Origin of the sequence: Neorhizobium populisoli (assembly GCF_019430945.1) — a bacterium.
Lineage (GTDB): Bacteria > Pseudomonadota > Alphaproteobacteria > Rhizobiales > Rhizobiaceae > Neorhizobium > Neorhizobium populisoli.
In genome coordinates this window covers 1-21011 of sequence record NZ_JAHYCB010000027.1, presented here as the reverse complement: position 1 = coordinate 21011, position 21011 = coordinate 1, and the positions used below count along the sequence as shown (strand labels likewise).

At 59.4% G+C, this 21011-nt stretch carries 14 protein-coding genes and 1 pseudogene; 6 read left to right on the top strand and 9 right to left on the bottom strand.

Features of this window, described 5'->3' with window-relative positions; genetic code table 11:
• The coding region (locus tag KX729_RS32320) for a hypothetical protein (RefSeq protein ID WP_219746544.1) at window positions 1-220 on the top strand (220 nt) is incomplete at its 5' end.
• 89 nt (window positions 221-309) lie between these two features.
• Here the strand turns inward: KX729_RS32320 and KX729_RS32315 are convergent.
• On the bottom strand, window positions 310-561 hold the full coding sequence (locus tag KX729_RS32315) for a DUF5985 family protein (RefSeq protein WP_219746543.1): 252 nt from the start codon (window positions 559-561) through the stop codon (window positions 310-312).
• A complete protein-coding gene (locus tag KX729_RS32310; protein WP_312993329.1) occupies window positions 562-831 on the bottom strand; it encodes a DUF5985 family protein in 270 nt (89 codons plus the stop codon).
• A gap of 600 nt (window positions 832-1431) precedes the next feature.
• On the opposite strand from KX729_RS32310, the gene KX729_RS32305 reads away from it, so the two are divergent.
• Both KX729_RS32305 and KX729_RS32300 read left to right on the top strand, forming a co-directional pair.
• Window positions 1432-7731, top strand: coding sequence for a HAMP domain-containing protein (locus KX729_RS32305; RefSeq protein WP_219746542.1), 6300 nt, complete (start codon window positions 1432-1434; stop codon window positions 7729-7731).
• Between the two features lie 9 nt (window positions 7732-7740).
• Window positions 7741-9414 (top strand): response regulator, encoded by a 1674-nt coding sequence (locus KX729_RS32300; protein ID WP_219746541.1) that lies wholly within the window; start codon window positions 7741-7743, stop codon window positions 9412-9414.
• Between the two features lie 270 nt (window positions 9415-9684).
• Here the strand turns inward: KX729_RS32300 and KX729_RS32295 are convergent, their stop codons facing one another.
• The 6 genes from KX729_RS32295 to KX729_RS34080 form a co-directional block, all read right to left on the bottom strand.
• Window positions 9685-11340 (bottom strand): ABC transporter ATP-binding protein, encoded by a 1656-nt coding sequence (locus KX729_RS32295; RefSeq protein WP_219746540.1) that lies wholly within the window; start codon window positions 11338-11340, stop codon window positions 9685-9687.
• The gene (locus tag KX729_RS32290; protein ID WP_246618032.1) at window positions 11337-12275 is read right to left on the bottom strand and encodes an ABC transporter permease; all 939 of its coding nucleotides are present in this window, start codon (window positions 12273-12275) and stop codon (window positions 11337-11339) included. The genes KX729_RS32295 and KX729_RS32290 overlap by 4 nt, the downstream gene beginning before the upstream one ends.
• Window positions 12275-13282, bottom strand: a complete 1008-nt coding sequence (locus KX729_RS32285; RefSeq protein ID WP_219746539.1) for an ABC transporter permease — start codon at window positions 13280-13282, stop codon at window positions 12275-12277. Before KX729_RS32285 ends, KX729_RS32290 begins: the two co-directional genes overlap by 1 nt.
• Window positions 13283-13382: 100 nt before the next feature.
• Complete coding sequence (locus KX729_RS32280) at window positions 13383-14972, bottom strand: ABC transporter substrate-binding protein (protein WP_219746538.1); 1590 nt, start codon at window positions 14970-14972, stop codon at window positions 13383-13385.
• 38 nt (window positions 14973-15010) lie between these two features.
• The gene (locus KX729_RS32275; protein WP_219746537.1) at window positions 15011-15691 is read right to left on the bottom strand and encodes an AroM family protein; all 681 of its coding nucleotides are present in this window, start codon (window positions 15689-15691) and stop codon (window positions 15011-15013) included.
• A 195-nt stretch (window positions 15692-15886) separates the two neighbouring features.
• Window positions 15887-16843: an AroM family protein gene (locus tag KX729_RS34080; RefSeq protein ID WP_312993322.1), complete on the bottom strand. Its 957-nt coding sequence runs from the start codon at window positions 16841-16843 to the stop codon at window positions 15887-15889.
• Window positions 16844-16988: 145 nt separating this feature from the next.
• Between KX729_RS34080 and KX729_RS32265 the strand changes: the two genes are divergently transcribed.
• From KX729_RS32265 to KX729_RS32255, 3 genes are all read left to right on the top strand, one after another.
• Window positions 16989-18068, top strand: coding sequence for an S-methyl thiohydantoin desulfurase family protein (locus KX729_RS32265; RefSeq protein WP_219746536.1), 1080 nt, complete (start codon window positions 16989-16991; stop codon window positions 18066-18068).
• Complete coding sequence (locus tag KX729_RS32260; RefSeq protein ID WP_219746535.1) at window positions 18065-19627, top strand: hydantoinase/oxoprolinase N-terminal domain-containing protein; 1563 nt, start codon at window positions 18065-18067, stop codon at window positions 19625-19627. The genes KX729_RS32265 and KX729_RS32260 overlap by 4 nt, the downstream gene beginning before the upstream one ends.
• Before the next feature lie 565 nt (window positions 19628-20192).
• Entirely contained in the window at window positions 20193-20642 is a 450-nt protein-coding gene (locus tag KX729_RS32255; protein ID WP_219746545.1) for a winged helix-turn-helix domain-containing protein, read from the top strand.
• A 26-nt stretch (window positions 20643-20668) separates the two neighbouring features.
• Here the strand turns inward: KX729_RS32255 and KX729_RS34750 are convergent.
• A pseudogene (locus tag KX729_RS34750) lies at window positions 20669-21011 on the bottom strand (hypothetical protein); the annotation flags it as partial.

Sequence of the window (21011 nt, the reverse complement as noted above, 5' to 3'; positions counted from 1 at the left end):
CATACGAGGATATCGTCGATCATTGCTGCTACGCTTGGCGAACACTGCAGGACCGACCGTGGAAGATAATGTCGATCGGAAGGCGCAACTGGGCACAAGGGTTCTGATCAATGACGGTTGGTATAAGGGAGCTTCGCCCACGGGACTGTTTGCGGGAAGCGATGTCGCGCTGCGCATGGTTAGAGGCATGGTCTGGCCTTCTGCCCATACAGCGCACTGACCGAGCCGGAACTTTTTTCAGCATGGGTGGCCGGCTACCACTCGCTGGGTGACGAGGACTAGAAAGGCACCTGGCTCCGGCGGTCGTACCTAACGTCGGTTCTTCAACGCGATCGCGAGAATGATGAGGACGAAGGCCGCGAGCCTTAGGAGATACATCCAGCTCCTCTCCTCAACCGGAAGATCGGAGAGGGCAAGCAAAGCCTGGTTGGCGGCCAGTAGCCAGAACGCGGCGGCAAAGGCTGCAAAAAGTTGATCGCGTGTGCGAACCCAGAATCGAATGAAGAACAATCCGGAAACCAGAAAGCCCATGGTGATGAGGCCGGAAACGAAGGCGAACATTTACTCCGACTCCCAGACCAGGCCGAACAGCAATACTCCAACGGCTATCAAAGAGGCGGCATGCCGCCAGGCTTGAAAATCCAATTGCGGGAAAATCAAAAGGTCAAATAATACCGCGAGGTTATTGAGGGACAGGAACGCGAAGCATAGGCCGGCCCAAAGCAACAGGCGTGTTAAGGACCGCCCGTATCCTCTTAGGAGGAGCCAGGTACAAGTACCACTTGCCACAAGGCAAAGAAGATAGATTGCCACTTGAACGATCTGGTTCACTGCGGGTCTTTCCTTAAGAGGAAGGCATTTGAAAACGAAGTGAGTTTGCCATTTGAGCGCCCGACGATTATGCGTCTTATCTGATTTGGCCGAGCGCGGTACTCATCGTCAAGCCTCGTCAAAAAGGCGGCAAGGTCAGGCGACACTGTGGCATAGCGGAAATTGCTGTCCCCCTCATCGACCAACAGCCCAGCGCCGCCAAGGCAACGCACCGACTGAGTGACCACCAGCTCGCTGCTGCGTAGTTCGGAAACCAGTTCCGACGTTGTCCATCGCCGATCCGGCTGTGCCTGGATGAGCAATAGCAACTCGAGTGACCACACAGAATCGAAACAGCTCTCGACCATCTCGACAAAGTCTGACTCTGAACTCACATCTCTTGACATCCTTAGCGGTTTAGAATCTGGCGGTGGCGGGATCAACCCTTTTGAACATTTTTTGGCGTAGCCGGCGTTAGAATTCACAAGACAGGCAGTTCGAGACAGCCGAGGAATTACACTGCCCCGGTTAAACTTGGTCCGCCTGAAGTCCCTATTGTCAATGACATGGTTTTCCCCATAACTGACGCTAGGTATAGGGCGTCGAACGGAGGGGTTTTCAATGAGCGGGCAAGGCAGCGGAGTTCAGCGCGATCAAGAGATAGAGGGTTTTGAGGAACAAAGCGTGACGACACTTGGAGGCAGCGATGCTCGCGCACTCCTGGATGCGTTGCTTGCCATGCGCAACGGCGATTTTACCGCCCGCATGCGCTCGGACCTCACGGGCATAACCGGAAAAATCGCTGACACGCTCAACGATATCATCGCCGCCAACCAAAAGATGGCCTCTCAGCTCGAGAATGTGGGCCAAGTGGTCGGACGAGACGGTCGGACGAGCACCCGGGTCCGTTTGGGACTAGCCGGTGGCTCATGGTCGGATATGGAGCTTTCGATCAATACGCTGATCGATGATCTTGTCTGGCCGACGGCTGCCGTGACCCGAACGATTACCGCAGTTGCCAAAGGTGACCTGCTGCAGACCGTGCCTCTCGATGTCGATGGACGCCCACTCAAGGGCGAATTCCTTCGCTCGGCCGAAATCGTCAACACGATGATCAAGCAGTTGAGCGTGTTTACGTCGGAAGTTACGCGCGTTGCCCGCGAGGTGGGCACAGATGGAAAGCTCGGTGGTCAGGCCCAGGTCCCTGAAGTCACGGGCGTATGGAAGGACTTGACGGAGAGCGTCAACTCCATGGCATCCAATCTAACGGCGCAGGTTCGAAATATTGCCGAGGTCACGATCGCCGTGGCGAACGGCGACCTTTCGAAAAAAATCACCGTCGATGTCAGAGGCGAAATTCTGCAGCTGAAGGAAGCCATCAACACGATGGTGGATCAGCTTCGTTCTTTTGCATCTGAGGTTACGCGTGTCGCTCGTGAAGTCGGCACGGAAGGAAAGCTGGGGGGCCAGGCTCTTGTTCCGGGTGTTGCCGGCACCTGGAAAGATCTGACAGACTCGGTCAACGCTATGTGTGGCAACCTTACCGCTCAGGTGCGCAATATTGCTCAGGTCACCACAGCAGTCGCACGCGGAGACCTTTCGCGTAAAATTACGGTCGACGTATCGGGTGAAATCCTTGAGCTTAAAGAAACCATCAACACGATGGTCGATCAGTTGAACGGCTTTGCCGGCGAAGTGACCCGTGTCGCACGCGAAGTTGGCACCGAGGGCCGGCTTGGGGGCCAGGCACAAGTGCCGGGTGTTGCTGGCACCTGGAAGGATCTGACTGACAATGTCAATTCAATGGCATCCAATTTGACAGCGCAGGTTCGAAACATCGCGGAGGTTTCGACCGCAATTGCCAACGGCGACCTGTCGAAGAAGATCACGGTGTCGGTTTCGGGCGAAATCCTGGAGCTCAAGGAAACCATCAACACGATGGTCGACCAGCTCAACGGCTTTGCAGGTGAAGTCACACGCGTGGCTCGTGAAGTCGGCACCGAGGGCCGCCTCGGCGGGCAGGCGCAGGTACCCGGCGTTGCCGGAACCTGGAAGGATCTGACAGATAACGTGAACTCCATGGCATCGAACCTGACCGCGCAGGTGCGTAACATCGCCGAGGTATCGACAGCGATCGCCAGCGGCGATCTGTCGAAAAAGATCACCGTGGATGTGAAGGGCGAGATCCTGCAGCTGAAGCAGACCATCAACACTATGGTCGATCAGTTGAATGCGTTTGCTTCAGAGGTCACGCGCGTTGCGCGCGAAGTGGGTACCGAAGGCCAGCTTGGGGGCCAGGCAAACGTCCGTGGCGTCGCGGGCACATGGAAGGACCTGACCGATTCCGTGAATTCGATGGCGTCGAACCTCACGGGTCAGGTACGAAACATCGCCGAAGTAGCGACCGCCGTCGCTCAAGGCGACTTGTCAAAGAAAATCACCGTAACCGTTTCAGGGGAAATCCTGGAGCTCAAGGAAACCATCAACACGATGGTCGACCAGCTCAATGGTTTTGCTGGAGAGGTGACGCGTGTTGCGCGCGAAGTCGGCACGGAAGGACGGCTCGGGGGGCAAGCCAACGTGACCGGCGTTGCCGGCACATGGAAGGACTTGACGGATTCGGTCAACTCAATGGCTGGCAACCTGACAGCACAGGTTCGCAACATCGCGGAAGTATCGACGGCGATCGCCAATGGCGACCTGTCGCGCAAGATCACGGTTGATGTGAAGGGCGAAATCCTACAGCTGAAGGAAACCCTCAACACGATGGTAGACCAGCTGAACCGGTTCGCCTCGGAAGTCACGCGCGTCGCCCGAGAAGTCGGCACTGAAGGAAAGCTTGGCGGTCAGGCTCAGGTCCCAGGCGTTGCCGGCACTTGGAAGGATCTCACGGAAAACGTAAATTCCATGGCCTCCAACCTTACGGGCCAGGTCCGCAATATCGCTGAGGTCACCACCGCCGTGGCGCGCGGAGACCTATCGCGCAAGATCACTGTCGACGTGAAAGGCGAAATTCTCGAGCTGAAAAACACCATCAATACGATGGTGGATCAGCTGAACGCCTTTGCCGGCGAAGTGACGCGTGTCGCCCGCGAAGTGGGCACCGAAGGCAAGCTCGGTGGGCAGGCCCAGGTCCCGGGCGTTGCAGGCACTTGGAAGGACTTGACCGACAGCGTCAACTCGATGGCAGGCAACCTGACGGCCCAGGTCCGCAACATCGCCGAGGTCGCGACGGCCATCGCCAATGGTGACCTTAGCCGTAAGATCACCGTCGACGTGCGTGGCGAAATTCTGCTACTCAAAGATACTCTCAACACCATGGTCGATCAGCTTCGCTCATTTGCGGGCGAAGTGACGCGCGTCGCCCGCGAAGTGGGCACCGATGGCCGTCTCGGCGGACAGGCCGTCGTCCCAGGCGTCGCTGGCACGTGGAAAGATCTGACCGACAACGTGAACCTGCTTGCCGCAAACCTTACCACGCAGGTGCGCAACATCGCTGAAGTGACCACCGCGGTGGCAAGGGGCGACCTGTCACGCAAGATCACCGTCGATGTAAAGGGCGAGATTCTCGAGCTCAAGAACACTATTAACACGATGGTGGACCAGCTTAATGCATTCGCGGGCGAAGTGACGCGCGTCGCCCGAGAAGTCGGCACCGAAGGCAAGCTCGGCGGACAGGCTCAGGTCCCGGGCGTGGCCGGGACTTGGAAGGACCTGACTGATACCGTCAACGTGATGGCCGCCAACCTCACGGAACAGGTGCGCGGCATCGTCAAGGTGGTCACGGCAGTAGCGAACGGCGACCTCAAACAAGACCTCACCGTCGCCTCTAAGGGTGAGGTCGCGGCGCTGGCCGAAACCATCAACAATATGACGAATACGCTCGCGACCTTTGCAGACCAGGTGACGACGGTTGCCCGCGAAGTGGGTGTCGAGGGCCGGCTTGGCGGCCAGGCTAATGTGCCAGGCACCGCCGGCACATGGAAGGACCTGACAGGCAACGTCAACTTGCTTGCCGCGAACCTCACGACCCAGGTCCGCGCCATTGCTGAGGTCGCGACCGCCGTTACCAAGGGTGACCTGACGCGATCAATCCAGGTCGAGGCGCGCGGTGAAGTCGCGGAGCTGAAAGACAATATCAATACCATGATCGGCAACTTGCGTTTAACGACCGACCAAAACACGGAGCAGGACTGGTTGAAGACCAACTTGGCACGCTTCACCAATATGCTGCAGGGCCAGCGGGATCTCACGCTGGTTGGTAAGCTACTTCTCTCGGAACTGGCGCCGCTCGTCGGCGCGCACCAGGGCGTCATCTATCAAGTCGACGCTGATGAGCGCTTCCCTTCGCTCTCGTTGCTCTCAGCTTACGCCAATGGCCTGGAGACCGCACATCCGCCACGGCTGGAATTTGGTCAAGGCCTCGTGGGTCAATGCGCGGTCGACACGCGCCGTATCCTGGTCACCAACCTTCCGGACAACGTCGTGCCGATCAGCTCGGGCGTGTTTTCCGCGCTGCCGAAAAGCGCGATCGTTTTGCCGGTTCACTTCGAGGGACAGGTCAAAGCGGTCATCGAGCTTGCCTCCGCCGGCGACTTCACCGATCTGCAGTTGACCTTCCTGGATCAGCTGACCACCTCAATCGGGATCGTTCTCAACTCGATCGAAGCGACGATGCAGACCGAAGGTCTCCTGAAGCAGTCGCAACAGTTGGCTACCGAATTGCAAACGCAACAGCGCGAACTGCAGCAGACTAACGAACAGCTAGAGCAAAAAGCGCAGCAGCTCGAGGAGCGCAACGTCGAAGTCGAGGCGAAAAACCAGGAGATCGAGCAGGCCCGTCACGCGCTGGAAGAGAAAGCGACCGAGCTTGCCCTGACCTCGAAGTACAAGTCCGAATTCCTGGCCAATATGTCGCACGAGCTGCGCACGCCCCTCAATTCAATCCTCATCCTCGGCCAGCAACTAGGGGAAAATCCCGATGGCAATCTGTCGGGCAAGCAAGTCGAATTCGCTAAGACGATCCATGGCGCAGGCACCGACCTCCTGAACCTCATCAGTGACATTCTCGATCTCTCTAAAATCGAGTCGGGGACCGTTTCTGTCGATGCGGAGGAAATATTCATCAACAATCTTCTGGAGGTAATGTCTCGGCCGTTCAGGCATGAAGCCGACAACCGCGATCTGGGGTTTGCGGTTGAAGTCGGCCCAGAGGTGTCGAGAAGCATCATCACCGATTCCAAGCGTCTCCAACAGATCCTCAAGAACCTGCTTTCAAACGCCTTCAAGTTTACAGCGCAGGGCGGGGTTACCCTTCGTGTCACCTCTCCCACCGAGGGATGGACGGCCGACCATCCGTCACTCAAACACTCGCCTTCGGTGATCGCCTTCGAGGTTTCGGATACCGGCATTGGCATTCCGCTCGAAAAGCAAAGGCTCATATTCGAGGCTTTTCAGCAGGCTGACGCGTCCACGAGCCGCAAGTATGGTGGTACCGGGCTCGGTCTTGCCATCAGCCGCGAACTGGCCAACCTTCTCGGTGGCGAGATCCAGCTCCGCAGCGCTCCTAGCGTCGGCAGCACGTTTACTCTGTTTCTGCCGCTGACATATGTTGGCGCAGCATCGGTGCCTATAACGTCCCGTCCTGAGCCCACTAATGTTGTTCAACTTGCGGAAGCGGCCGCCGCTCGCCGCGCCGAGAAGCCGGTTGAACAGGTAGAAGATGACCGCCACCACCTTCAAGCCGGCGATGCAATCCTGTTGATTGTCGAGGACGATGCCCACTATGCCAGGGTGCTGGTCGATCTTGCACATGACAGCGGCTTCAAAGCAGTGGTCGCGAACCGCGGCAGCGAGGCGCTCGCGCTGGCACAAGAGTATAAGCCCGCGGCGATCTCGCTCGACATTTTTCTTCCTGACATGCTGGGATGGACGGTGCTCAGCCAACTGAAACAACAGGCTGCAACGCGCCATATCCCGGTTCAAATCATCAGCCTTGACGAAGACAGGCAGCATGGGCTGACGCGAGGCGCCTTCGCGTTCATGAGCAAGCCCACGACTAGCGAGAGTGTTGGGAGGGCATTTTCGAGGCTCAAAACATATGTTCAGCCTCGTCGTAAAACTCTTCTTCTCGTGGAGGATAGCGAGGCGGAGCGCTTGAGCGTTACGGCCCTCCTGGGACATGACGACATCGATATCAAAAGTGTGGCCACGGGTGCGGATGCCTTGGCCGCCCTCAAAGGCGGTTCCGCCGACTGTGTCGTTCTTGATCTGTCGCTCCCTGACATGTCCGGCTTCGAAGTGCTCGAAAAAATCCGCGACGACGATGAGATAAGCGAAGTCCCGGTCGTCGTATTCACCGGCCGGGAACTCTCTCCGGAGGATGATGCGCGTCTCCACACGATGGCACGCAGTGTCGTCGTCAAGGGTGTAGAGTCGCCGGAGCGCCTTCTCGACGAAACAGCTCTGTTCCTCCACCGCGTGGTTGCTGACATGCCACCCGCAAAGCAGTCGCTGCTGGAGGAACTTCACAGCTCCGACGAGGATCTGCTTGGAGAGACCGTTTTGCTGGTCGATGATGACGCCCGCAACATATTCGCGTTGAGTAGTGTTCTGGAGCGCCGGGGAATGCGTGTCTTAACCGCGACGACTGGGAGCGAAGCGATCGAAGTTCTTCAAAAGGAGCCCTCCGTCGCGATCGTGTTAATGGATATTATGATGCCGGGAATGGACGGCTATGAGACGATGCAAGTGATCCGCTCAGACTCCAGCTTCCGTCGTTTGCCAATCCTTGCCTTGACGGCAAAAGCGATGAAGGGTGACCGCGAAAAATGTTTGGAAGCCGGGGCTTCCGATTATCTTGCCAAGCCCGTCAATACCGAGCAGCTCTTGTCGGCGCTGAGAATGTGGCTTCACCGGTAGGAGATGATCATGAACCCTGTGAACATTCTACTTGTGGACGACCAGCCAGCAAAACTGCTGAGTTATGAGGTTGTCCTCCAGGAGCTTGGCGAGACGCTTCTTAAGGCGCACTCTGGAAGAGAAGCGCTGGAGCACCTCCTGCGCAACGACATCGCGGTGATCCTAGTCGACGTTTGTATGCCGGAACAAGACGGCTTCGAACTCGTCAGCATGATCCGCGAGCATCCTCGCTATCAAAATACGGCGATCATTTTCGTGTCCGCTGTGATGATGGCAGAGCCGGACCGGTTGCGAGGCTATGCTGCCGGAGCCGTCGACTATGTCTCTGTGCCTATCGTGCCAGAAGTATTGCGCGCCAAGGTACGGGTCTTTGCTGACCTTTATAGGAAGACCAGAGAACTGGAGCGGTTGAACGCAGAGCTGGAGGAACGGGTCAGAGAGAGAACCGCTGAGCTCGAAGCTTCCTCGGCCGAGCTGCGCCAGCTCAACGAAGAGCTTGAACAGCGTATAGATCAGCGCACGCGGGAGCGAGAAGATGCACTCGCGCAATTGTTCGAAGCACAGAAGCTCGATACGATCGGTCAGCTCACCGGCGGCGTTGCGCATGATTTCAACAACCTCCTGATGGCCGTCTTGGGCAGCCTGAACCTACTCAAGAAACGTCTTCCTGCCGACGAGAAGAGCGACCGTCTTGTCAAGAACGCAATCCAGGCAGCGGAGCGAGGCGCGTCACTCACCCAACGCCTGCTGGCGTTTGCCCGCCGCCAGGAATTGAAGCCGCAGGCTGTCGACTTCCCCCAGCTATTTGACAATATCGAAGATCTCCTCGGCAAGGCGCTCGGTCCGGGTGTCGGGGTAGAAAACCATATCTCAAAGGATCTGCCACCGCTTTTGATAGACAGCAATCAACTCGAGCTCGCACTGCTCAATCTCTTCGTGAACGCGCGCGACGCCATGCCGGATGGCGGAACCATCACTGTCGCTGCTACTGAAGATTCATCCCGAAGACCGCCCGCCCTGAGGCCAGGGCGATATGTGAGAATCTCGGTATCCGACAACGGTGCGGGAATGGATGAAGCAACCGCGTTGCGCGCAGCAGAGCCGTTTTTTACGACAAAAGGGCTAGGGAAGGGCACCGGGCTTGGCTTGTCGATGGTTCATGGTCTCGCGGCCCAGTCTGGCGGAGCGCTGGAGCTCTCGAGTGTCGAGGGTGTGGGGACGACAGTTTCACTGTGGTTGCCGATCGCTGAAAATCAGGGACTTCCAACTTCCGTCGGGACCCAATCACTGGAGAGTGAACTGGTGAGAAACCATTCGCTATCCGTCCTCGTAGTGGACGACGACGCCCTCGTATGCATGGGCACTGCTGCGATGTTGGAAGATCTTGGTCATAGAGCGATTGAAGCGTCTTCCGCCTCAGTGGCGCTTGAACTGTTGGCCTCCGATCAAAAGTTCGACCTTGTGATAACGGATCATGCCATGCCGGGAATGACGGGCGCAGAGCTTGCCCGGCTCGTTTATTCATCGTACCCAGATTTGCGCGTAATCCTCGCCTCGGGCTATGCAGAGCTACCTGACGGTCACGGCCTGATAGACCTATTGCGGATGACTAAACCGTTTACCCAGGAACAACTGCACGCGGCAATCCAGCGGGCGTTGATGGAAAAGGCGAATGCCGCATGAATTTGTAGGCAGCGATGACCTACTATCGCGATCAGCTTTCCAGGGAGTGACAGCTTCAAAGATTGCTGCCCGAGCACGAGCAGCAGCCAAGTGGAGAATGAAGACGTCGAAGGTTTAATCCGTTCAAGACCAAGAAATGCGTAAAACCCTCCAAGGAGCGAGATTGTCATCTAGACCAACGTGCGGCGGGATGTGGCCATGATCGGGCAGCTTTAAGGTCATGCGGCCCTGGCTGCGACTGCGCTTAGATAGTATTAGCGCCGCGTCGACCTAGGACCCGGGCCTGAGCGTCGCAGCTTGCGAAGTCTTGCGACCGCTCTCGATGAGCGCCTGCGTATACGCCTCACGGGGAGCAAGGAAGACGTTCTCTGTCCTGCCCTGTTCGACGATCTCTCCATGTTTCATGACGATCGTCCGGTCGCAGATTTGCCGGATGACGGCGAGATTGTGCGAGATGAAGACGTAGGTCAGGCCGAGCTCCGACCGCAGCTCCTGCAGGAAGTCCAACACCTGGGCCTGGACGGAGATGTCGAGCGCCGAGGTAGGTTCGTCGAGGATCAGCAGCCGCGGGTTCAGCGCGATGGCGCGGGCGATGCAGACACGCTGTTTCTGGCCGCCGGAAAGCTCATGCGGGTAGCGGTATTTGAACGATTTCGGCAGTTGCACGATGTCGAGCAGCGCTTCCGCGCGCGCCTCGATATCGCGGCGGCTCATCGAAGTCTGGATGCGCAGCGGCTCGCCGATCGCATCACCGATCGTGTGACGACCGTTGAGTGCCGAATGCGGATTCTGGAAAACGAACTGCATATGGCGGCGCATCTGGCGGAGCGGTTCACCGGCAAGACCGGTAATGTTGGTGCCGTCGAAGATCACGTCGCCGGACGTCGGCTCGATTAGGCTTAGCAGCATGCGCGCCAGTGTCGATTTGCCGGAACCGGATTCGCCGACCACGCCGAAGATTTCGCCGGTTTTCACCGAGAGGCTGAGCGAGTTGACGGCGGTGAACTCGGCGCCTGACTGGCTGCGATAGACTTTCTTGAGGTCGATAGCTTCAAGGAGAATCCCTGGCTTGGCAGGCTCCGTCGCGGCCGGCTCGGCGGGAAGCTTTTCAGCAGCCGCGTCGATATCCGGCACAGCTGCCAACAGACGCTGGGTATATTCGTGCTGCGGGCGATTGAGGATGTCGGAGGTCAGGCCCTGTTCGACGATTTCGCCCTTGTACATGACCGCGCAGCGTTTCGCGATCGTGGCGATCGCGCCGATATCGTGGCTGATCATGATGACGGTGAGGTTCAGCTTTTCGACCAGCGAGTTGATCAGGTCGAGAACCTGTGCCTGAACGGTCACGTCAAGCGCGGTGGTCGGTTCGTCGGCAATCAGGATATCCGGCCTGCCAGCCAATGCCATGGCGATCAGCACGCGCTGGCGCATGCCACCGGAAAGCTGGTGCGGATATTGCGAAAACAGCATGGATGGGTTCGGCAGGCCAACCTGATCCAGAAGTTCTTCAGTGCGGGTTCGGCGGGCCGCCTTGGAGGACACGCCGTTGACTGCGGCCTTTTCATGCGCGGCGATGACATCGGCGATCTGTCGCCCGACCGTGAAGAGCGGGTTGAGATAGGTCATCGGGTCCTGGAAGATCATCGAGATGCGGATGCCGCGGATCTTCGTCCAGTCCTTTTCCGACAGGTGAGTAATGTCCTGTCCATCGAAGGCGATCGAGCCCTGCAAGACCTTGGAATTGCGCGGGCCGATGCCGAGCACCGAGCGCACCAGAACCGTCTTGCCCGAGCCGGATTCCCCGACGATGCCGAGCGTATCGCCACGGTTTACGGTGAGGTTTATGCCCTTCAGCACATGCACCGCACCATCAAAGGTCGCGATATGCAGGCGGTAGTCTTTAATATCAAGCAAAGGTTCGGTCATCTGTCGCGGGTCCTTGGGTCGAGAATGTCGCGCAGGCCGTCGCCCAGCAGGTTGAAGCCGAGAACGGTGAGGAAGATCCCAGCGCCCGGGAAGAGCGAATACCACCACCAGTCCGGCATGTAGGTGCGGGCGACCGAGATCATCGCCCCCCATTCCGGTGCCGGCGGCAAGGCGCCGAGACCGATGAAGCCGAGGCTGGCAGCCGAAAGGATCGCCATGCCCATGTCCATGCTTATCTTAACGATGATGGGTGACAGGCAATTTGGCAGGATGTGGTGCCAGAGGATCCACGGCGTCTTGGCGCCGATCGATCGAGCGGATTCGACGAAGAGTTCTTCCTTGACCGAAAGCGTCTTTGCCTCGACGAGGCGGACGTAACCAGGCCACCAAACGATCGCCAACGCCAGAACGCAGTTGGTGATGCCGGGACCGAGAGCAGCCACGATCGCCAAAGCAAGCGCGAGGCCGGGAACGGCGAGGAAAAGCTCGGTGATGCGCATGATGACGGCGCGCACCCAGCCGCCACTATAGCCGGCGATGATGCCGAGCGGCACGCCGATAATCGCCGCAAGACCGGTGATGATGACACCGATCCACAGCGAAGTGCGGGCACCCATGATGACGCGCGAGAAGATGTCGGCGCCCATTTCATCGGTGCCGAACAAATATTGCGCGCTCGGCGGCTGAAGCTTGGCGGACATGTTGATCGCGCCGCTTGCCGCTTCAGGATAGGGCGCCAGCAGCGGGCCGAAGGCTGCAAGCAGCAGGAACAGCACGACCAGCGTCAGGCCGAGCATGGAAGAGAAACTCTTTCGGAACATGTGGGCGTAGAGCCGCCACTGGCGGATCTGGCTGGCATGTCGTTCGCGGAAGGTGAGGGGGCGGTTGGCTTCCACCGATGTCTCCACCGGGGTTTCGATCGAGGTTGCCGTCATTATGCCCTCCTGAGGCGAGGATCGATCCACGCATAGGCCAGATCGACGAGGGTATTGGCGACGATGAAGAAGAAGCCGATCATCAGCGTGACGCCGACGACGGGCTTGAAATCGGACGAGAGCGCGGAGGATACGGCATAGAGGCCGATACCCGGCCAATCGAACACGGTCTCCACCAGCACGGTGGAGCCGAGCATCCAGCCGAAGCGCAACCCGATCATGGCAAGCGTCGGCAGCATGGCGTTCTTCAGCGCGTAGAGCGCGACGATACGGTAGGAGGCGATGCCGTGGGCGCGTGCCGCGACGATGTAATCGGACTGCAAAACCTCGATCATCTCGGCGCGGTTGACGCGCAGGATGGAGGCGAGACAGGGGAAAGACAGCACGATTGCCGGCAGGATGATGTGCTGCAGCGAGGTCCAGAAGGTCGAGAAGCGGCCGGAAATCAGGCTGTCAACCAGCAAAAGGCCGGTATAGAATTCCGGTGGCCGGGTGACGAGTGGCAGCCGCCCGGAGACCGGCAGCCAGCCGAGATCGACCGCGAACATCAGCTGCAGGATGATGCCGAACCAGAAGGCGGGCAGCGCCACGCCTGATATCGAGAAGATGCGGGTCACATGGTCGAGCGGCCCATCCTTGTAGACGGCCGACAACATGCCGAGCGGCACGCCGACGATGATGCCGAGAAACATTGCGACGAAGACCAGTTCGAGCGTTGCCGGCGCATAGCGCATCACCTCTTCCAGCACCGGCCGTGTGGTGACGATCGAGGTGCCGAGATCGCCGCGGGCGAGATCACCCATATAGACGGAGAACTGTTCGGGCAGCGACTTGTCAAGGCCGTACTCGCTGCGGATAGTCGCTACCATGTCCTCGGTGGCGTTGGGGCCGGCCACGAGGCGGGCCGGATCGCCGGGCGCGACATTGGTGATGAGGAAGGTCAGCGCGGCAATGCCGATCATCGTGCCGACCAGGGTCAGCAATTTTCGGAAGGCGAATGTCAGCATCGTCTTCTCCGGTGATAGTTCGAGATAAATACGCATAGCCCGAAACTGGGGAGCCAGGCCATGCGCCATTCTGGCTGCTGGATGGAATCGCAGCCAGTGATTATTCGGCCTTTACCCACAGCGGGTAGAGATCGACTTCACCCGTGAAGCGGACGGGGCTGAACTGGAAGCCCTGCAGATAATCGCGTCGGGCCCAGCGGCGGTTCTGCAGCATGCCGAAGACTTCCGGCTGGTCGGCGACGATCTGGGTCTGGATATCGGCGTAAAGCTTGGCGCGCTCGTCCCAATTGGACGAACCGCGGGCCTTGTCGATCATCTCGGAAACCTGCGGGTTGTCGTAGAACATCATCGCGAAATACTGGCCCCAGCTGTTCTTGTGATACTGGTAGGCGACGGCATCCGGATCGGTCGAAACCGGGGTCGTATAGACCGAGGTCATGGCCGGCGCGGTTTCGACCTTGGACCCGTTGGCAACCATGTTCGGCCACTGTTCCGGCTTGATCTCGACATTGATGTTGAGCGGCTTCAGGCTGTCGAGCAGCACGAGGCCGATGCGGCGGGCTTCTTCGAGACCAGCGACGTGAACGTAGGGCAGGGTGATGCCGCCGTTCGCATACCCGGACTTGGCAAGGTATTCCTTCGCCTTGGCGAGGTCTTTGCGCGGAATGCCCGGAACCGACACGAAGCCCTTCATGGCATCTGGCAGCGGGCTCGTTTCGAGCGATGCGGCGCCGTTATACACCTGGATCAGGGCGTCGTAGTCCATCGCATAGGCGATCGCCTTGCGCAGGTTGATGTCGGCAGTCGGGCCCTTCTGGGTGTTGAACTTGATGCCGAAAGTCGTCATGCCCTTGTGGTCTTCGATGGCGATACCCTTGGCGCGGGCGATCTGCACATAGTCGTCCGGCGTCAGGCCTTCGACGATATCCGCTTCGCCGCGCTGCAGTGCTGCCTTCTGGGCGGCCGGTTCGCGGATGATCTTGAAGATTACGCCGGCCGGGCGGTTATTGCCCTGCGGCCAGCCCTTCCAGTAATTCTCGACGGATTCGACTTCATAAAGGACGTTCGGTTCCCAGCGGCCGAGCTTGAACGGGCCGGAGCCGGCGGCATGGTCGGTCAACCATTTCTGGCCGTAGTCGCCGTCCACTTCATGCGCCTTCACTTCAGCCGGGTTGACGATGTACCACCAAGGCAGGAACGAGAGGAAGGGCGCGTAAGGCGCCTTCAGGTCGAACTGGACGGTATAATCATCGACGACCTTGATGCCTTCCGGCGCCATGAAGTCTTTGAGCATCCAAGCGACGCCCTTGTTGACCTTCAGGCCGCGCTCGAAGGAATAACGGATGGCTTCGGCATTGACCGGATCGCCATTGTGGAACTTGGCGGTCTTGACCAGATGGAAGGTCCAGGTCTTGCCGTCGGCGCTAGTTTCCCACTTCTCGGCGAGCCACGGCTTGATGTCGGCCGGGTTGCCTTCGTACTTCACGAGCGCATCATAGACGGCCTGCTGCAGCATGCGCGTAGACCAGTCGTAGCGGACATGCGGGTCGAGAACCGGGATCGCCTGGCGGCCGCCGAAGACGATGACATTGCCCTTGTCGGTGCGCTCGAAGGCGCTGGCCGGCGAGCCGAGGACGGACGAGGCCAAAAGCCCCGCGATCGCGATATTCCTGAAAATCTTGCCGAACATTTCGTTCCCTCTCTTATTAAGACGGCTTGGGGTTGAATTCAGATCATCTGGCGGACTATGCCGGCGACGAGGCGGCGCGACAGCAAAACGGGGGCATCGACGGCGCTGCGGGCGGCTTCCAGCATTGCGGCCGAATACCCCATGCAGTGCATGACCACGAGGTCGCAGCCTTCGAGCTTTTTGGCGCTCTCCGCCATCGCATTGCCAGCGTAGGGCGAGGCTGCGACAAGGCGCGGCTCGCCGCTGAACACGTGGCGTTCCTTAAAATCGTTGATCTGGCGCTCCAGCGGCACGATCACGCCGAGCTGGCGGGCGGAGGCGGCCAGCGCCTCGACGGTCGTATCAACGATGCGCTGAGCTTCGACGACAAGAGTGTTTTCCAGCGGATCGATCCGCGTGCCGGTGCACAGAAGCACGATGAGGTCGAAACCTTCGCTATCGATCTTCTTCAGAAGCACGTTGAGCTTCTCTTCCGTTAGCGCTTTCGAGGAGACGATCTCCTCGCCGCTGTTGAGGCGGGTCGCAAAGGAATGCTCGCCGTCTTTAGCGCGCATCGCGTTAAGTTCGGCCGGGCTCATGCCGTCCAGCACGCCGAATTCCCGGAAGTCGACACGGCCCGCCGGCAGGCCGATTGTGATCTCGGCCATCATTTCCGGCACCACGTCGATACGTGGCGTCTGGCCGATGGTTACGAATGCGATCTTGGATGTGGAAGGCATGCTCTCGTTATTCCCTGCATGGCATCGTTGGCAGGGAGCCTAACGCCCGGAAGCGCGGCTTCACTATAGGGTAATGCCCTTAGAGCGACATGATTCTGACATGTTTATTACGATCAAATTTTAGGCAAAACGACTTTTCACGGCACCTTTCTTGCGCAAACCACAAAAGATTTTGCCTAAAATGGCTTGATGGACTTAGGGGTGCCCTGCGGCCACGACCATGCGGATGAGAGCGTTGGAGGAGGTGACCTCCATCTTGCTCATCACGTTGGAACGGTGGATTTCTACCGTCTTCGGGCTGATGCCGAGCTGACGGGCGATCGCCTTGTTGGAAAGCCCTTCGGCAACCAGCGACAGAACCTGCCGTTCCCGGGGCGTCAGCTTCAGCAGCTTTTCTGCAAATTCCGGCGGAACGCCGGGCAGCGTCACCGGGTGTGTTCCGTGCAAAAGTAGTCGGATCGCGCTGGCAACGATGCGGCGGGCGAGCACCACCGGCTTGCCGCTGGCCTTGGCAACCATCTGCCGGTCGACTTCGGTAAAGCTCACGGAATTCAGGACGATGATTTCCGAATCTGCCAGATCGATCAGCGCGCTGGCCAAAAGCTTCTTGTCGCCATCCACAGCGTAGCTGGCGCTGATCTTGTAGGGCGCCAGCGCCGGGATTTCGAGCTCGCCGATCTGTTGCTGCAGCGGCTGGATAAGGCCGACGGCGGAGCCGTGCGCGGCGAGCGAAATCACCGTGGATTCCATGGCGCGTTGCGCATTGACGGTCGGGCAGGTGCTCTCGAAATCTCGAAAGAGACCGGTCGAAAGAATGACCACGAGATCGAATTCATGCGGCTGGAAATTGGCGGCGATCTTTGCCATGCGTTCGGCGATACGCGGCTTGGACACGATGATATCGCCACCATCCGCAAGGCGGGTCAGTATGCTCGTTTCGCCGGGCTTCACGCGCAGATCGTCGATCTCCGCCTTGGTAAGTCCATCAAGCGCGCCGATTTCGAGCGCTTCGATTGGAATATCAAGATTTTCCAGCATGTCGCCGATAATGTCCGTGCGCGGCGACTGACCGACACTAAGGAACATCACGCGATGACGGGATTCCGCTGCTTCCGGTGAGGGCGAAGACGGATTGTATGGGCTCTTCGTCACGGGCAGGGAATCGGTCCTTTCGATCGTCTCGGCCTGATGGTTTTAGGCATGCTCAAAATCAAGGCAAGCCCATCCTAGGGGCAGTCCCCTATAGGCATGTCTCGCCTCTCATGGCTAGGTTCTAGCACATTCTTCGGAGGTAAACATGATCCGTGATTTCGAAGCGGGCGAGATCGACCCGCTTGCCGTTGGCGCCTGGATTCTCGGCACTGGTGGCGGCGGCAGCCCCTATCTGGCGCAGCTCAACCTGAAAAAGCTCTACAAGGACGGCAAGCGCGTCAAGCTTATTGATCCGGCAGCACTTGACGACGGCGATGCCGTTGCCGTGGTCTCCAAGATGGGCGCTCCGCTCGTCGGCCAGGAGCGTCTGGTGGACCCGGCGCATCTGGCTCGTGCCATGCAGCTGATGGAAGAATATACCGGCCGCAAGTTCCGCGCCGTGATGAGCGTCGAAATTGGCGGCGGCAATGCGCTGTCGCCCTTCCTCGCTGCCGGCATGCTGGACATCCCGGTCGTCGATGCCGACGCGATGGGCCGTGCCTATCCGGAAGCGCAGATGACGAGCTTCGCGATCGGCGACCTGCCGATGTATCCGCTGACCCTGGTCGATTGCCGCGACAACGAAGCCGTCGTCGCCAAGGCCGCGTCCTGGAAGTGGATGGAGCGCATTTCCCGCAAGATCTGCACCGAAGTCGGTTCGACCGCCGCGACCTGCAAGGCGCCGCGCACCGGCAAGGAAGTCAAGGACTGGGGTGTTCTCTACACGGTCACCAAGGCGGTCAGCCTCGGCCGCGCCGTGCTCGATGCCCGCGCTGCCCATACCGATCCGGTTGCGGCCGTGCTCGCCCATGAAGGCGGCAAGACCCTCTTCAAGGGAAAGATTGCCGACGTCGACCGCGCCACGACCGGCGGCTTCCTGCGCGGCTCGGCCACGATCGAAGGTCTCGACGACGACCGCGGTTCCAAGGTTGAATTGGCCTTCCAGAACGAATGGGCGGTCGCCTTCCGCGACGGCCAACCGATCGCCATGACGCCGGATCTGATCTGCCTGCTGGATACCGTTTCGGGCGAAGCGATCGGCACCGAGACGGTCCGTTACGGCCAGCGCGTGACGGTCGTCGCCCTGCCGGCGCCGGACGTTCTGACCAGCCCCAAGGGTTTGGAACATGTCGGCCCGCGCGCCTTTGGTTATGATATTGATTTTAAATCGGTGTTTGCAGCATGAAGCGGATCGGAATTGACGTCGGCGGCACCAATACGGATGCCGTGCTCATCGATGGCGAGAAGGTTCTCTCGGCCATCAAGTTTCCCACCACCGCGGATGTGATGCAGGGCGTGGTCAACGCCATTGGCCACGTCGTGTCCTCGCAGGCGCCGGGCGCTTCGCCGGTCGACGCCGTGATGATCGGCACGACGCATTTCACTAATGCCGTCGTCGAGCGCGCTCGTCTGGAACGCGTTGCGGCGATCCGCATCGCCATGCCGGCCGGCGCTTCGCTGCCGCCGATGATCGACTGGCCGGATGAGCTGCGCGACGCAGTCGATCCGCTGTCCTTCATGGTGCATGGCGGCCACGAATATGACGGTCGCCCGCTGGTGCCGCTCGCCAAGGACGAAATTCGCGACGCCGCGATGAAGATCCGCGATGCCGGCATTTCCTCCGTCGGCATCACGGCACTCTTCTCGCCGCTGACGGCGGAATGCGAGCTGGAAGCAGCGGAAATCGTCCGTTCAATCATTCCGAATGCGCGCATCACGCTCTCCCATACGCTCGGCCGTATCGGCCTCCTGGAACGCGAGAACGTCACGCTGTTGAACGCGGCTCTTCAGGGCCTCGGCCGCAAGACGATCGACGCCTTCAAGGATGCGCTGATCCAGGCCGGTGTGGACGCGCCGTTCTACCTTACCCAGAACGACGGCACGGTGGTTCTGGCGGATATCGCTGCGGCCAACCCGGTCTACAGCTTCGCCTCCGGCCCGACCAACTCCATGCGCGGTGCGGCCTTCCTCACCGGCCTCAAGGAGGCCATGGTCATCGACGTCGGCGGCACGACGTCCGATATCGGCTGCCTCGTCGGCGGCTTCCCGCGTGAAGCCAACAATGTCGTCGAAGTCGGCGGCGTGCGTACCCTGTTCCGCATGCCCGACCTTCTGCCGATGGCGCTGGGCGGCGGCACGATCATCGATCCGGAAACCCGCAAGATCGGCCCGCGCTCGGTCGGTTACCGCATCACCGAGAGGGCGCTCGTCTTCGGTGGCGATACGCTGACCACGACTGACGTTGCCGTGGCTGCCGGCCTCGTCGAAATCGGCGACCGCGACCGCGTCAAGCATCTCGACAAGGCGATGGTCGCCGACCTTCTGAAGCGCATCGAAGCGATGGTGGAAGACGGCGTCGACCGGATGAAGACCTCGGCCGAAGGCGTGCAGCTGATCGCCGTTGGCGGCGGCGCGTTCCTCATTCCCGAAAAGCTGAAGGGTGCGAGGGAAGTGCTGCGCGTCGAGCATGCTGGCGTTGCCAATGCACTCGGCGCCGCCATGGCGCAGGTCTCCGGCGAAGTCGACCAGGTATTTTCCGACATGTCTCGCGACAAGGCGATCGCCGAAGCGGACCGGATCTCCCGCCAGCGCGCGGTCGAAGCCGGTGCCGATCCGAAATCGATCGTCACGCTGGATACGGAAGACATTCCGATCGCCTATCTTCCAGGTGACGCTCGCCGTGTGCGTGTCCGCGTCGTTGGCGACATCGCATCTATGAAGGCCGAGCAGAAGCGAGCTTCTTGACGAGGTCGGCCTACTATAGCCTAGCATCGAGATTCGGCTCCCTGGTCGAACCTCGGGACCTGCGGGCGATGATAGGAGTGTCCAGGTAGTTAATTTACTACTAAAGCGTGTCGCGCTATTCTGCCTCATAGCCAGCTGCCTTGAAGAAGTTTCTGCATTCCATGACGGCCAAGAGGCTGATGATGTCACCGAGCGTATACGTTATCGCATCGAAACTGCGACCGGCTCGCCTTCGTGCCTTAGCTAATTGCTCATAGTAGGCGACGCGGTCACCAGCTTCAGCGGCAGGCCGTTTCACCTATGGCAGTAGTCATGCATCCTCATACAGGATATCTCTAGGGGTCGAAATTACAACTCAAAGTTAGGATTTTTGGCGTCGTGTGACTTATACCAATCGTCATTGGATCTGACTTTCGGGATTCCCAAAGTCCGGCTAATCTGAATCTCTTGTGGAAACGGGAGGTTTCCGATGGGTTCAGCTATTTCGTTGCGGTCGGACTTTGATGGGGCCAAGCTGCGGCTTCTGGCGCGGCAGACACGTGATGCCGATTAGGCTCGACGGCTTCTGGCGCTCGCATCGATCTATGATGGCAGTTCGCGTGGTGACGCCGCTCGGCCTGGCAGCGTCACGGTTCAGATCGTTCGCGACTGGGTCGTCCGTTTCAATGATCGGGGTGCCGACGGCCTGCTCAATGGCAAGGCTCCCGGCAAGCCTTCGCTGTTGAACGACGAACAAGAAGCAGCCTTGGCGCGAGCTACTGAACGCGGGCCGACCCCGTATCTGGATGGGGTCGTTCGATGGCGTCTGTGCGATCTGGCGCAATGGATTTGGGAGGCATTCCGGGTCTCGGTGAGCGAGGTGACGCTGGGCCGCGAGGTGCGGGCCATGGGGGATCGCAAACTTTCGGCTCGCCGCCTGCATCATGCGCAGGACGCCGAGGCAGTAGAAGCATTTAAAAAAATTTCCCCACCGCAGTGGCGGAAATCGCCGCTGGCCCAGCCAAAGGCAAAATGATTGGAATCTGGTTCCGTGCGTCGTCCTTCCGGCACGGTCTTGAAGAGCGGCTCCACCGCCTGCCCCATCTCCCTTCCGTTGGCATAGGGCCAAACGTAGTTGTACGTTCGCCGCTGATCAGGAGTTCCGTGAGCATAGGTGCGGCGAAAGCGGTCGGTACGCCGCGCTGCATCGGCCCAACTTGGGCGGGGAAGACGAACTTTAGCCCGGTGGTAATGAAGCCGACAGGTTCCTTCGGCTCGGCTTATACCAGTTGTCACTGATGCTGACTCTTGGGGTTCCCAAAGCCGGACGAATCTGAATCGATGGCGCAAACAGGAGGTTTGCGATGGGTTCAGCGCTTTCATTACGGTCGGACTTCGACGGAGC